Genomic DNA, 13,425 nt, shown 5'->3' on the forward strand with positions numbered 1-13,425 from the left:
TCGGCCCTAGGCGCGCACGAGCACCCCCGCGTCGAGCAGGGTCTCGACCGCCGCTGCGACGAGCTCACGCGCCGACGGGTGGGGGCCGTGCTCGGCCACCGCCGCGGCGACGAGGGCCGCGAGGTCCGTCGGCGCGCGAGCCGCGTCCCACAGCGTCAGCCCCAGCGGGCTCAACGTCACCGGGTCGGTCCCCACGAGCAGCACCGCGCCGTCCCGGGTGCGTATGCCGTCCGCGACCTGAGCGCGCACCAGACCCCCCTCGCGGTGGCTCCCGAGGCCACCGGACGGCATACGTGCTGCGTCGCAGGACCAGAGGTCGAGGGCAGGGGGAGGGGAGGCCGAGGGTGCGTCGAGCAACGCGTGGAGGAGCGGCTCGAGGTCCCTCGCCTCGGCGTAGTGCGCCCGGTGCACTCCTGCGCCGCAGGTCGCCAGCGCGGCCAGCCGGTGCAGGGGGCGTGGCAGGCGGGTCAGGGCGCTCGTGTGACCGACGAGGGCCGTGGCGGCCTTGAGCGGGTCGAGGCGCTCGAGCCATGGCCGACCGACGAGCGCCGGGTCCCGGTCGAGCAGCAGCACGCCCGTCAGGCGCAGCTCATCCGAGCACCGTTGCAGCCCCAGCGCGTCAGGCCCGACGTGGACCTTCTCGTCGGGGTCCTCGGGGTTCTCCCGGGGGAGAGGGCCGTCCTTGGGGACACGGACCGACAGGGGCTTCGGGAACGGCGGGACCGTGCCGTCCTCGAGCACGGCCACCGTCTCGTCGGTGACGTAGCCGAAGCCTGCGGCGGCCAGCGCCGCGGCCGCTGTCGTCTTGCCCGTGCCCGACGAGGCGACGAGGGCCACGACCTCACCGCCGGGGCGGCTGAGACCCGCGGCGTGCAGCAGCACGGCGCGGCCGGCCAGCAGGTCGATGCCGAGATCCGTGAGGTCGTGCGTCAGGCGGTGCGCGAGGGCTCGGGTCAACGGCAGGTCGGACTCCGTGGACCGGATGGTCGGGACGGTGCCCGCGGCGTCCACGGGCGGTGGGACGACGCACCGGGACCAGGTCTGGCGCACCTGCTCGCGCGCAGCGGGGCCGGCGAAGCGGACCGCGACGAGCTCACCGAGGACGCGGAGGAACAGCAGGCCGTCGTCGTCCCGGACGACGCCCTGCCGCGTCGAGCGCCTCAATCGAGGCCGGCCACGCGCGACTCCGACTGCACCACCGAAGCGGCGGCGCCGGACTGGACCCCGCACGACCGGAAGTCGACCGGGTCGGAGCTGTTGCCGGCCCCGACGCGGACCGTGCGCCAGACCGAACCGGACACCGTGAAGCTCGAGATCGTCGTCCAGCCGGGGTCGTTCTGCGACGGGACGTTTCCCGAGGTGCTGGCGTTGCGCTGCAGCGTCACCGTCATCGAGACGCCGGTCGCGTTCCCGGGGACGCCGCTGATGCTCGTGGAGAAGGGGCGGCTCTGCGACGTCCGGTACGTCAGCGGGAAGCGCTGGCAGCCACCGGACTCGCCGACGGGGCTCAGCTTGAAGCCGGGACGGTAGCCCGCACCCGAGCCGTTCTGGTCGTTGTGCCGACCAGCGACCTCGATCTGGAAGTTGCTGAGGGTGTCGACCTCGCGGAAGCGGTACCAGGCCGAGTCGACGGTGCAGTTGCAGATCTCGACGTAGACGGGCAGCCAGGCGCGCCCGTAGCCCGAGCGGATGCGGGGCACGCCGAGGTCAGGACTCTGCGAGTTGGCCTGGCACACGGCGTCGACGTCGGTGAAGACGTTGGGACCCATCTGGATCGAGCCGGTCACCGTGCACCGGCTGATGCCGGCGTGGGCCGCCGGTGCGCCCATCGCCAGGACCGGCACGGCCCAGGCCGCCCCCCTGACCACGGCGCGTCGTGACTGGCCGCGAGAAGGCGCGGTCGCCTGCTGCTGAGCAGCGTTCATGGTTACTCCCCCGAGTAGATGCAGTTGTGTGTTGACGCCGTCGTCGACGGCGTCGGGCGTCAACGTAACAGCGACACACCCGGCTGGGAACGCTTGGCGCGCAAGGTGTCCGGGTTGTCCTGCTGTGTCCCGGCGTGGCGCTGGGAGCGCGCCGCGAGAGCGTCGGCGGAGGCTCGGCGACGACTCGGCGGCGGGTCACGAGCATCAGCGGTCCCGCGGCGTGCATGCGGCCGGTCCGGGGTGCTCGGAATGGGAGGGCCGCACGGGTTAGGGTCGGGGCACGAGGTCCAAACGTCTGGGAGGTAGCCATGCCGGGTCAGGAGCACGCCAAGCCGCAGCGTCGTGACGAGGAGCCGCCGGAGACACCCGAAGCGCCCCCGACCGCGCCCGCCGGCGCTGCCGTCAAGGAGGGGCTGTCCGACGACATCGACAGCGTCCTCGACGAGATCGACGGTGTCCTCGAGTCCAACGCGGAGGAGTTCGTCCGGGGCTTCGTGCAGAAGGGCGGCCAGTGACCCAGTCCTTTCCGGGACGGTCGCGGCGGCTCGACGACGCCTTCCTCAGCGCGGGGTCGTCGTCCTTCACCGAGTTCGTCACCGCCTACCGCCCGGAGCTGCTGCCCACGGGACGCCGCCTGCCCTCCGGGGCGAGCATCGAGGCACCGCACGGCACGACCATCGTCTCGCTGCTCTTCGACGGCGGCGTCGTCATGGCGGGTGACCGTCGCGCCACGATGGGCAACGTCATCGCGAACCGCGACATGGAGAAGGTCTTCGCGGCGGACGACTACAGCGTCGTCGGCATCGCCGGCACAGCCGGGATCGCCATCGAGCTCGTCCGGCTCTACCAGGTCGAGCTCGAGCACTACGAGAAGATCGAGGGCGCCATCATGTCGCTCGAGGGCAAGGCCAACCGCCTCGCCTCGATGATCCGCGGCAACCTCGCGCTCGCGATGCAGGGCCTGACGGTCGTGCCGACGTATGCCGGCTTCGACCTCGACTCCGCGACGGGGCGCATCTACTCCTACGACGTCACGGGCGGCTGCTACGTCGAGGGTGGCCACCACTCGACCGGTTCCGGGTCCGTCTTCGCCCGAGGATCCCTGAAGAAGCTGTGGCGTCCCGGTCTCGAGGAGCAGCAGGCCGTGTCCGTCGCGATCGAGGCCCTCTACGACGCGGCCGACGACGACTCGGCAACCGGAGGCCCGGACCTCGGCAGGCAGATCTGGCCGACCGTGGCGGTCGTGGACCACTCCGGCGCCCGGTTCGTCGCGCAGGACGTGCTGGGGCAGCACGTCGAGCGCGTCGTCGCCTCCCGTCGCGACAACCCGGGAGGTGCCCGATGAGCATGCCCTTCTACGTCCCGCCCGAGCAGGTCATGAAGGACCGGGCCGACTTCGCGCGCAAGGGAATCGCGCGCGGACGCTCGGTCGTCGTGGTGGGCTACGACCGCGGCATCGCCTTCGTCGCGGAGAACCCGTCGCGGGCCCTGCACAAGGTGTCGGAGATCTACGACCGCATCGCCTTCGCCGCCGTCGGCCGCTACAACGAGTTCGAGAGCCTCCGGGTCGCGGGCATCCGCTACGCCGACCTGCGCGGCTACTCCTACGACCGGACCGACGTGACGGCTCGGGCGCTGGCCAACACCTACGCCCAGACCCTCGGGGCGGTGTTCACCCAGGAGTCCAAGCCGTTCGAGATCGAGATCGTCGTGGCCGAGGTCGGCGCGGACAGCGACAGCGACCAGATCTTCAGGCTGACCTACGACGGCTCCGTGGCCGACGAGCGCGGCTTCGTCGCGATGGGTGGAGCCAGCGACGCGGCGGAGGAGCGACTGGGCACCGGTTGGCGACCGGGCATGACGCTCAGCGAGGTGCTGCGCTTGGCCGTCGACGTGCTGGGCGCCGGTGAGAACGGAGAGCGCCGCGACCTCGACGAGGCCCAGCTCGAGGTGGCCGTGCTCGACCGCGACCGCCCGCGCCGGTCCTTCCGGCGCATCGTCGGACCGCTGTTGACCCGGCTGCTCGGCGAGCCCCGCGAGACGACCGATGCGCCGGCGGGGTTGCTCGGCGCGGAATCCACTGCGCCGGAGCCGGATTCGAGCGGCGGCAGCCCGTCTCCCGGCTCTCCCGAGGCTCCCTGACGCCCGACGTCTCCCCGCCTGAGGCGCCACGGAGCGCTTCCGCATCGACGAAGGCCGCCCACCGTAATGGTGGGCGGCCTTCGTCGTGCGCGTCGCGCGGGTCCTGCTCCGCCTCACCGCCCGGGCCCGGGCCCGGGGGGAGAGGTGGCCGACTCAGCGGCGGTTCGCGCCGACCGTAGCGCCGTTGGCGCTGCGCTGGTAGTACGACGACTGGTCCGAGCCGTAGGAGGAGCTGCCGGACTGCGAGCCCTCGTCGTCCTGCTCGTCGTCCTGCTCGTCGTCGGACGCATCGTCGGAGGCGTCAGCCGACGAGACCGTCGACGGTGTCTCGGACGCCTCCGCGTCCTCGGACGGGGCGTCGTCGGACGCGTCGACGTCGGCCTGCTCAGCCGTGTCGGTGGCCGGCTGGGCCGGGACCGGGACGGGCTGCTGGGCGTCGGCGACCTGGGCGGGCTGTGCCGGCTTGTCCGGGGCGCCGAGCGAGTCCATCAGTGCGCCGCCACCGAGGGTGGCGAGCATCTGGCGGACGTTGCCGAGCTGCGCGGTGATGCTGTCGCGCTGGGCCGTCGCCGCAGCGAGCTCGCGGTCGGACTCCTCGCGCAGCCGCGACGCGTGGTCGCGCGCCTCGGAGACGATCTGGTCGGCCTGGGTCTGGGCGTTCTCGAGCAGGCGCTCGGCGCGGGCACGCATCTCGTGGGCGTCGTGCTCGGCGCGCTCGGTGAGCTGGCGCAGCCGCGACTCGCTCTCGCTGAGGGCGGCCTCCTGCTGCTGGCGACGGGCCTCGAACTCCGCGTCGGCCGACTCACGGCGGGCCGCGAGCTTGACCTCGAGCTCGGCCGAAGCCGTGGACGCCTTGAGCCGGTGCGCCTCGAACTCGGCGGCAGCCTCCTGACGCTGGGCCGCGGTGACGCTCTGTGCCTCGGCGACGACGGCTTGGGCCTCGCGGTTGGCCTGGGCGATGATGCGCACGGCCTCCTCGTCGGCCCGGGCCCGTGCCTGCTCGGCATACGTGGCCGTGGTGGCCTTGAGCTCGGCGGCCGAGCGGTTGGCGCGCTCGCGGATCTCGTCGGCCTCGGAGGTGGCACGGGAGCGCATCTCGCCGGCCTCCTGGTCGGCGAGGGACAGGATCTGCGCGATGCGCTCCCCGAGGTCGGAGAAGGTCTGCGAGGGCGAGGGCGAGCTGTTCTTCTTCAGGTCGGCCATGACGCGCGACTGCTGACCGAGCTGTCCCCTGAGGTCGGTCAGGGCGGCGTTGAGCTTGGTCAGCTCGACGCTGCGCTCTGCGGCGTCCTTCTTGGCGGCCTGCAGGGTGCGGTTCTGCGACTCGATGAACGAGTCGACCTCTTCGGGCTCGTAGCCGCGACGGGAGAACTTGAAGTGTGGTCTGTCGATCATTTCCGTCCAATGCAGGGGATGGTGGAGGGGTACGGCATGCGGGGACGACGGCCATTGTGTCAGCCTCCACCGCGACTGGCACGGGGTCGTCGGCATGTCGGACGGCACACCCGGGCCCGTGCCACCCCACCGTCCCGTGGGCGTTCCCGGCGTCCGGTCCGGCCGCCGCCTAGAGTTGCTCCATGGAGCGGCGGATCTTCGGGATCGAGAACGAGTACGGCGTGACCTGCACCACGCAGGGCCAGCGGCGCCTCACTCCGGACGAGGTCGCCCGCTACCTCTTCCGTAGGGTCGTCGCGTGGGGCCGGTCGAGCAACGTCTTCCTCGGCAACGGAGCCCGTCTCTACCTCGACGTGGGCTCCCACCCGGAGTACGCCACGGCCGAGTGCGACTCCGTGCGTGAGCTCGTCATCCAGGACAAGGCGGGGGAGCGGATCCTCGAAGGGCTGGTCGAGGATGCCCAGGGCCGCCTGCGCGACGACGGCGTGGAGGGCGAGATCTTCGTCTTCAAGAACAACACCGACTCGGCGGGCAACTCCTACGGCTGCCACGAGAACTACCTCTACGGCCGAGGCGGCGACTTCCAGCGCGTCTCCGACATGTTCATCCCCTTCCTGATCAGCCGGCAGATCGTCTGCGGCGCCGGCAAGGTCGTCGCGACCGCCCACGGCGCGAGCTTCGCCGTGAGCCAGCGCGCCGACCACATCTGGGAGGGCGTCTCGTCGGCGACCACCCGCAGCCGGCCCATCATCAACACCCGCGACGAGCCGCACGCCGACGCGGAGAAGTACCGCCGCCTGCACGTCATCGTCGGCGACTCCAACATGTCCGAGACCACCAACCTGCTCAAGGTCGGCAGCGCCGACCTGGTGCTGCGGATGATCGAGGCGGGCGTCGTCATGCGCGACCTGTCGATGGAGAACCCCATCCGCGCCATCCGCACCATGAGCCACGACCCGAGCGGTCGGGCCACCGTGCGCCTCGCCAACGGACGCGAGCTGTCGGCCCTCGACATGCAGCGCGAGTACCTCGACAAGGCCGTCGAGTTCGTCGACCGCGAGGGCATGGACAGCCCCGACACGAAGCAGGTCATCGACCTGTGGGGCCGCGCCCTCGACGCGATCGGCTCGGGCGACCTCGACGCGATCGACACGGAGATCGACTGGGTCATCAAGTACCGCCTCATCGAGCGCTACCGGGCCAAGCACGGCCTGGCCCTGACCGACGCGCGCATCCAGCAGATCGACCTCGCCTACCACGACATCAACCGTCGTCGCGGGCTCTTCTACCTGCTCCAGCGGCACGGTCGCACGGCGCGGGTCGCCTCCGACGTCGAGGTCTTCCAGGCCAAGGTGCGACCGCCCCAGACGACCCGGGCCAAGCTGCGCGGCGACTTCATCCGCGCCGCCCAGGCCCACGGACGCGACTTCACGGTGGACTGGGTGCACCTCAAGCTCAACGACCAGGCGCAGCGCACGGTCCTCTGCAAGGACCCGTTCCGGTCGGTGGACGAGAGGGTCGAACGTCTCATGGAGACGATCGACCGTTCGCCGACGGTCCAGCGCCCGCTCTGAGGGTCCCAACCGTCGGCTCCCCGGCAGCGCCTGCGCCGCTCCGCGATCGGCGGCCGGACCGTCCCTGCGTGCCATCCCGACCTGTCAGTGGGCTGTGCAACCTGCACAAGGGTGGGCGTTACAGTGGCTGGGATTTGCCCAGCGGGACCTCCACGCCCGCCCGCCCCGACCGAAAGTCTCACCTGTGCGCCCCAACCGTCCGGCCGCTCGCACGGCCGTCGCCCTGATCGCTGCCCTCGGGCTCACGACCCTCGCCGCGTGCGGGTCGAGCTCCTCCGGCTCCAACGGCACCGCGACCACGTCCGTCTCGGCCTCAGCCGCCCTCAAGGGCGTCACGGCCACCGGCGCCGTCGACCTCAAGACGGCCCCCAAGGTGACCCTCGGCGCCACGCCGATCAGCTCGAAGGTCGTCGAGCACAAGGTGCTGACGCCCGGCACCGGCAAGGCCGCGACCAAGGCCGACACGGTCCGCCTGCGCGCCCAGATCTACAACGGCACGAGCGGCAAGCTCATCGACGACGGCTACGCCGCCGGGCGCCAGGAGGAGGGCTACCGCCTCGGGCGCACCGACATCGTCGCCGGGTTCACCGAGGGCCTCGTCGGTGCCACCAAGGGTGGCCGCATCGCCTTCACCATCCCGCCGGACAAGGGCTTCGGCTCGGCCGGCAACGAGCAGCTCGGCGTCAAGGGCACCGACACGATCGTCGTCGTCGCCGACATCGCCGACGTGCACACGCCCCTGACGCAGGTCGACGGCGCCCAGACGCCCGCTCCGGCCGGCCTGCCGACCGTGGAGTTCAAGAACGGCCCCACCAAGGAGCCGACCGTCACCGTGCCCAAGTCGGCCGCGCCGACGACGATCCAGCAGGCGACCCTGGTCCAGGGCACCGGCGCGACGGTTCAGAAGGGCCAGACCATCAGCGCGCAGTACCACGGCGTCCTCTGGAAGGACGGCAGCGTCTTCGACTCCTCGTGGCAGCGCGGTGCGGCCGCCGACTTCCCGATCGGTGTGGGCGGCGTCATCCCCGGTTGGGACAAGACGCTCGTGGGCAAGAAGGTCGGTAGCCGCGTGCTGCTCGTCATCCCGCCGGCCGACGGCTACGGCAAGGCCGGCAGCCCGCCCAAGATCTCCGGCACCGACACCCTGGTCTTCGTCGTCGACATCCTCGACGCCTACTGAGCAGCACCTCGGCCGGCGAACCGCTCGCCAACCGAGAAATTCACAGTCACCTGAGTCACCAACGAGAGGGACACGCAGCATGGCACTCGACCCGAACCGCACGAAGCCCGAGATCGACTTCCCCGAGGGCGACGCGCCTGCCGACCTCGTCGTCGAGGACCTCATCGAGGGCGACGGCCGCGAGGCGAAGGCGGGCGACACCGTCAGCGCCCACTACGTCGGCGTCGCGCACTCCACCGGTGAGGAGTTCGACTCGTCCTGGAACCGCGGCAGCGCGCTCGACTTCCGTCTGGGCGTCGGCATGGTCATCCCGGGCTGGGACAAGGGCATCGAGGGCATGAAGGTCGGCGGTCGGCGCAAGCTGACGATCCCGGCGCACCTCGCCTACGGTGATCGCGGCGCCGGCGGCGCCATCAAGCCGGGAGAGACGCTCATCTTCGTCGTCGACCTCGACGACGTCAGATAACACTGGCTCGCTCCGCTCGCCGGGTTCGGCGCGCCTGACGTCACGCCTTCCCTCCTCGACTGGCTCGCTGCGCTCGCTTCGCTCGTCAGTCCAGGCGTGACGCGCGCCGAACCAGCCCAGCGGCATACCGCCCCGCGACGGCCGCGCCGAGGAATCCGGCGCGGTCGTCGTCGTATCCGCGGCCCATCGTGCGCAGCGGGGCCGGGGTGTCGCGCAGCGCCGCGTCGAGCCCGTCGACGCCCACCTCGTGCAGGCGCAGCCTGTCGCCGCTGGCGTCGCAGAGCTCGCGCGCCTGCTCGAGGACGCGCCGTCCGACCTCCCCGGGCAGGCGTGGCACCGGCACGTCCGCCGGGACGAGTGAGACGCGGCCGTATGCCGTGAGGCTGTGGTGCGAGACGCCACGGTGCCGTTCGCGGGGGTCGGCCTCCGAGATCCGCAGGGAGCAGACCGGTCGGCCGCGCAGCGTCCCGGCGGCGTTGACCGCCTCGCCGGCGGACGTGCCGGAGAAGCCCCACCGGGTGCCGGTGCCGAGGTTGCCGGGCCCCTGCGACACGACGACGACGTCGGCGCCGACGACGTGGTGCGCGGCGAGCAGCCCGGTGTGGACGTTGACGGCCTCGAGGTCGCCGCCGAAGGCCTGACCGACGGTGATCGACGCCTCGAGCCAGCCGGCCTCGCGCAGCCCGGCGACGGTGCGCGAGAAGTCGATGGGCAGGGCCCCGCCGTCGGTCATGACGTAGGCGACCCGCAGCGACGGGGCCGCCTCGCGCAGACCTGCCAGCACAGCCGGCAGCGCCGAGTGGAGGTCCGCGACGACGACCGGCAGCCCGCCGAGGTCGTCGGCGTCCGCGAGGACTGCATGGTGCTCGCTGTCCTGCTCGTCGACGCCGAGCACCATCGTCTGCGACGGCGTGTAGCGCGCCTTGACGACGTGCCCGTGCACGGCGGTGACGTCGTCCACGGGGCGGGGGAGCGCGTCGGGCGCCGCGACGACAACGGCGAGACCGCCGGTGCCGAGCCCGCGCTCGAGGGCCGTCGTGTTGAGCAGCACCGCGGTCCCTGGGCCCAGGTCTCCGACGACCTCGACGTACCCGAGCGCACGCACGGTCTCCCCGGAGGCGAGGCGGACGGCATACTCGACCGCTCCCGCCCAGCGCGAGCGGATCTCGACCACGACACCCCGGCGCCACTGGATCATGGGGTGACCCTATTCGATCGCATGTTCGGGTAGCGTCGGACTGCCCACCCGCCGCCGCCCCTTCAGGAAGGTCTCGATGAGCCCTGCGTCTGCCTCGGCCGACAAGACCGAACGGCTGCTCAACCTCATCCTCGCGCTGAAGTCCGCGCGGCGGCCCGTCTCGAAGCAGAAGATCCGCGAGTCCCTGCCGGCCTATGCGCAGGCCAGCTCCGACGAGGCCTTCGACCGGATGTTCGAGCGCGACAAGGACGAGCTGCGCGAGATGGGCATCCCCATCTCGACGACGGTGCTCGACGTCCTCTTCGACGACGAGGTCGGCTACCGCATCGACGCGAGCGAGACGACCCTGCCCGCGATCAGCTTTGAGCCCGACGAGGTCGCCGCCCTCGCCCTGGCGGCGCGCGCCTGGTCGACGGCGAGCATCTCGGGTGCCGCCTCCGCCGGCCTGCGCAAGCTGCGCCTGTCGGGGGTCGAGATCGACGAGTCGGTGGCGGCCGGTGCCGAGCCGCGCATCCGCACCAAGGAGCCGGCCTTCGAGGCCGTGCACGCGGCCGTGTCCGCCCTGCAGCCGATCACCTTCGGCTACCGCAAGAACGACGGCGAGCTGACGACCCGTCACGTGCAGCCGTGGGCGCTGAAGAACTGGCACGGCCGCTGGTACCTCACCGGCTTCGACGTCGACCGCGCCGACGAGCGCGCCTTCCGGCTCAGCCGCTTCGAGGGCGCCGTGCGTCGCAAGGGCAGGGCGGGGTCGTATGCCGTCCCGACCGACCACGTGCCCGAGGTGGCCCTCGAGGCCCAGCTGCCGGAGCCCGAGGGGACGGCGGTCGTGCGGGTGCGGCACGGGCGCGGACACACGCTGCGCCGCCACGCCGTGCGCACGATCGAGGTGGACGAGCGGTGGGCCGAGATCGAAGTGCCCTACCGCCGGGGCACGACCGAGCGCGACATCGTCGCCCTCGGCACGCACGCGGTCGCCGTCTCGCCGCCCGAGCTCGTCGACGGGGTGCGCGCTGCGCTGCTCGCCGTGGCCGAGGCGCACCAGGCGCACGAAGGGCACGAGGCAGGTTCGGGATCGACCGTGCAGGGATCGACGCGATCGGGGGCTCCGGCATGACCGGGTCGAGCGGCACGACCGGGGCGAGCACGACGGGCCGCAGCGCCGCCCGGCGCCCTCCAGAGACGGCGACCCAGCGCCTCGGCCGCCTGCTCGACATGGTGCCGTGGCTGCTCCAGCACCGCGGCGTCCCGATCGCCGACGCGGCCCGTGAGTTCGGGGTCGACGAGGCACAGGTCGTCGAGGACCTCGAGCTGCTCTTCGTCTGCGGCACACCGGGCTACGGGCACTCCGAGCTCATCGACGCCCAGTGGGACAGCGGCCACATCTACCTCGACAATGCCGACGACATCGCGGCCCCGATGCGCCTGACGCGCGACGAGGCCGTGACACTGACGGCCGGCCTGCAGGCCCTGGGCTCGACGCTGGTCGGGTCCGACGTCGCCGAGCGCACCCTGGAGAAGATCCGGGTCGCCGCGGCCGCGGGGGCCGGTGAGCCCGCCGGTCGCATCGACCTGGACCTCGACGACGGCAGCCAGCATCCCGCCATGGCCACGCTCAAGGACGCCTTCGCGCGCGGCCGGCGCGTGCACCTGCGCTACTACGTCGCGACGCGCGACGAGTCGACCGAGCGCGACGTCGACATCATGCGCATCCTCAACCTCGACTCGCAGTGGTACGTCGAGGGCTACTGCCACCGCGCCGCGGACGTGCGCCTCTTCCGGCTCGACCGCATCGAGGATGCATCGGCGCTCGATGTCGACGGCACCCCGCCGGCAGGGGCGCGCCCGCGTGACCTCGACGACGTCTTCGTGCCGGGGGAGAACGACCTGACCGTCGTCATCGAGGCGAGCCGGTGGGCGGCGTGGATCGCCGACTACTACCCCAACGAGGGCGTCGAGCGCGGACCCGACGGGTCGCTGCGCGTCACCCTCAAGGTGGCCGACCCCGCGCTCGTGCGACGGCTCGTGCTCCGCCTCGGGGGCGAGGCCCGCGTCGTCGAGCCGCCCGAGCTCGTCGCCGCGGTCGCCGACGAGACGCGCTCCGCCCTGGCCGCCTACGCCGACGGGTCCTGAGCCCGGCCTAGCCGTCCGGATCGTGGTCTCGGCTGCCCGGATGGTGGTCAGTTGCCGGTCTGTCGGGCGCCGCAGGGGTCACGTCCACCAGCCGCACGTATGCTGGTCACCTGCAGCACCGAGGCTGCGCCATGACGGTTCCGATCCGGACCGGCTTTCGACGAGGAGACGTAACCATGCCCAACCTGGGTGCCCCCGAACTCATCATCATCGCGGTCGTTCTCATCGCCCTGTTCGGCTGGAAGAAGCTCCCCGACATGGCTCGCAGCCTCGGCCGCTCCGCCCGGGTGTTCAAGTCCGAGGTCGACGAGCTGAAGAAGGACGGCAAGCCCGCCCCCAGCGACGCCGCGAGATCCACGGTGCCGGGTGACGTCGTCGACGGCGACGCCGAGCGCCGCGCCGCCGAGGCCCGTCTGGCCGACGCCGAGCGTCGCGCCGCCGAGGCCCGCGCCGAGGCCGACCGCCTCCGCGCCGCCAGCACCCCCACCAACCCGGTCGCACCGACGAGCCCTGCCGGGACGTCGGCGAGCAGCACGGACGACCTCCGCCGCGACACGACGTTCTGAGTGGTTCGGCACCCGGATCCTGCACACGGACTGACCTGAATGCCGTCTCTGCGACGCCAGCGCGACCCCGAGGGGCGGATGTCCCTCGGCGACCACCTTCGTGAGCTGCGCAACCGCATCACCATCAGCGCCATCGCCATCATCATCGGTGGCGTGGTGGGCTGGATCTACTACAACCAGGTCATCGATGCCCTGACCAAGCCCCTCAAGGACCTCCAGGCCGGCCGCGGCGGTGTCGTCAACATCAACTTCGCAGGGATGACCGACGCCTTCGCGCTCCAGCTGACGACGTCGCTGTTCGTCGGGCTCATCATCGCCTCGCCCGTCTGGCTCTTCCAGATCTGGGGCTTCATCGTCCCCGGCCTGACGAAGAAGGAGAAGCTCATCGCGCGGCTGTTCGTCGTCGCCGCGGTCCCGCTCTTCCTCGCCGGGTGCTTCTTCGCGTTCATCATGGTGCCCAAGGCCGTCGCCGTGCTGCTCGGGTTCACGCCCTCGGGGGCCTACAACCTCCAGGACGGCTCGCAGTACCTCAACTTCGTCCTGAAGTTCATCGTCGCCTTCGGGTGCGCGTTCCTGCTGCCGGTCTTCCTCGTGGCGTTCAACCTGGTCGGCATCCTGCCGGCGCGCACGATGCTCAAGGGCTGGCGCCCCGCGGTCATGATCATCCTCGTCTTCGCGGCCGTCATGACGCCGACGCCGGACGCCTACACGATGCTCTTCCTCGCGGCGCCCATGGTGGCGCTCTACTTCGCCTCCGTCGGGGTGGCGTTCCTCCTCGACCGGCGCAAGGAGGAGCACAAGCCCGACTGGTTGGACGTCCCCGACGACCAGGCGTCCGCCCTGTAG

14 protein-coding genes are annotated in these 13,425 nt (G+C 71.7%); 10 read left to right on the plus strand and 4 right to left on the minus strand.

The features are described from left to right. Nucleotides 1–6: 6 nt before the first annotated feature. Together ABD297_RS11165 and ABD297_RS11170 are read right to left on the minus strand one after the other, a co-directional pair. Complete coding sequence (locus ABD297_RS11165) at nt 7–1,164, minus strand: hypothetical protein (protein ID WP_344255005.1); 1,158 nt, start codon at nt 1,162–1,164, stop codon at nt 7–9. Next, nucleotides 1,161–1,925, minus strand: a complete 765-nt coding sequence (locus ABD297_RS11170; RefSeq protein ID WP_344255006.1) for a hypothetical protein — start codon at nt 1,923–1,925, stop codon at nt 1,161–1,163. The genes ABD297_RS11165 and ABD297_RS11170 overlap by 4 nt, the downstream gene beginning before the upstream one ends. 308 nt (nt 1,926–2,233) lie before the next feature. On the opposite strand from ABD297_RS11170, the gene ABD297_RS11175 reads away from it, so the two are divergent. From ABD297_RS11175 to prcA, 3 genes are read left to right on the plus strand one after another with little or no spacing between them, the layout of a single operon-like run. Further along, complete coding sequence (locus ABD297_RS11175; protein WP_030146057.1) at nt 2,234–2,440, plus strand: ubiquitin-like protein Pup; 207 nt, start codon at nt 2,234–2,236, stop codon at nt 2,438–2,440. Continuing rightward, the gene (prcB, locus tag ABD297_RS11180) at nt 2,437–3,270 is read left to right on the plus strand and encodes a proteasome subunit beta (RefSeq protein WP_344255007.1); all 834 of its coding nucleotides are present in this window, start codon (nt 2,437–2,439) and stop codon (nt 3,268–3,270) included. Before ABD297_RS11175 ends, prcB begins: the two co-directional genes overlap by 4 nt. After that, nucleotides 3,267–4,067, plus strand: coding sequence for a proteasome subunit alpha (gene prcA / locus ABD297_RS11185; RefSeq protein WP_344255008.1), 801 nt, complete (start codon nt 3,267–3,269; stop codon nt 4,065–4,067). Before prcB ends, prcA begins: the two co-directional genes overlap by 4 nt. A 153-nt stretch (nt 4,068–4,220) precedes the next feature. Here prcA and ABD297_RS11190 read toward each other — a convergent pair whose 3' ends face one another. Continuing rightward, nucleotides 4,221–5,462, minus strand: a complete 1,242-nt coding sequence (locus ABD297_RS11190; RefSeq protein ID WP_344255009.1) for a coiled-coil domain-containing protein — start codon at nt 5,460–5,462, stop codon at nt 4,221–4,223. A gap of 182 nt (nt 5,463–5,644) precedes the next feature. On the opposite strand from ABD297_RS11190, the gene pafA reads away from it, so the two are divergent. The 3 genes from pafA to ABD297_RS11205 all read left to right on the plus strand — a co-directional run bounded on the left by pafA (nt 5,645) and on the right by ABD297_RS11205 (nt 8,682). Then, nucleotides 5,645–7,036 carry a Pup--protein ligase gene (gene pafA, locus ABD297_RS11195; RefSeq protein ID WP_344255010.1) on the plus strand — a complete coding sequence of 464 codons (1,392 nt, stop codon included), beginning with the start codon at nt 5,645–5,647 and terminating at the stop codon, nt 7,034–7,036. Between the two features lie 184 nt (nt 7,037–7,220). Beyond that, entirely contained in the window at nt 7,221–8,216 is a 996-nt protein-coding gene (locus tag ABD297_RS11200; RefSeq protein ID WP_344255011.1) for an FKBP-type peptidyl-prolyl cis-trans isomerase, read from the plus strand. Nucleotides 8,217–8,295: 79 nt separating this feature from the next. Further along, complete coding sequence (locus ABD297_RS11205; protein WP_344255012.1) at nt 8,296–8,682, plus strand: FKBP-type peptidyl-prolyl cis-trans isomerase; 387 nt, start codon at nt 8,296–8,298, stop codon at nt 8,680–8,682. Between the two features lie 85 nt (nt 8,683–8,767). Here ABD297_RS11205 and ABD297_RS11210 read toward each other — a convergent pair whose 3' ends face one another. After that, on the minus strand, nt 8,768–9,880 hold the full coding sequence (locus ABD297_RS11210) for a DUF3866 family protein (RefSeq protein WP_344255013.1): 1,113 nt from the start codon (nt 9,878–9,880) through the stop codon (nt 8,768–8,770). Between the two features lie 76 nt (nt 9,881–9,956). Here ABD297_RS11210 and ABD297_RS11215 point away from each other — a divergent pair, with 76 nt between their 5' ends. The 4 genes from ABD297_RS11215 to tatC all read left to right on the plus strand — a co-directional run bounded on the left by ABD297_RS11215 (nt 9,957) and on the right by tatC (nt 13,425). Continuing rightward, nucleotides 9,957–10,997 (plus strand): helix-turn-helix transcriptional regulator, encoded by a 1,041-nt coding sequence (locus ABD297_RS11215; RefSeq protein ID WP_344255014.1) that lies wholly within the window; start codon nt 9,957–9,959, stop codon nt 10,995–10,997. After that, nucleotides 10,994–12,013 (plus strand): helix-turn-helix transcriptional regulator, encoded by a 1,020-nt coding sequence (locus ABD297_RS11220; RefSeq protein ID WP_344255015.1) that lies wholly within the window; start codon nt 10,994–10,996, stop codon nt 12,011–12,013. The genes ABD297_RS11215 and ABD297_RS11220 overlap by 4 nt, the downstream gene beginning before the upstream one ends. A gap of 176 nt (nt 12,014–12,189) precedes the next feature. Then, the gene (tatA, locus tag ABD297_RS11225; protein WP_344255016.1) at nt 12,190–12,579 is read left to right on the plus strand and encodes a Sec-independent protein translocase subunit TatA; all 390 of its coding nucleotides are present in this window, start codon (nt 12,190–12,192) and stop codon (nt 12,577–12,579) included. Nucleotides 12,580–12,618: 39 nt separating this feature from the next. Continuing rightward, entirely contained in the window at nt 12,619–13,425 is an 807-nt protein-coding gene (tatC, locus tag ABD297_RS11230) for a twin-arginine translocase subunit TatC (RefSeq protein WP_344255017.1), read from the plus strand.

The sequence above is a fragment of the Terrabacter carboxydivorans genome (assembly GCF_039532035.1).
Taxonomy (GTDB): Bacteria; Actinomycetota; Actinomycetes; order Actinomycetales; family Dermatophilaceae; genus Terrabacter; species Terrabacter carboxydivorans.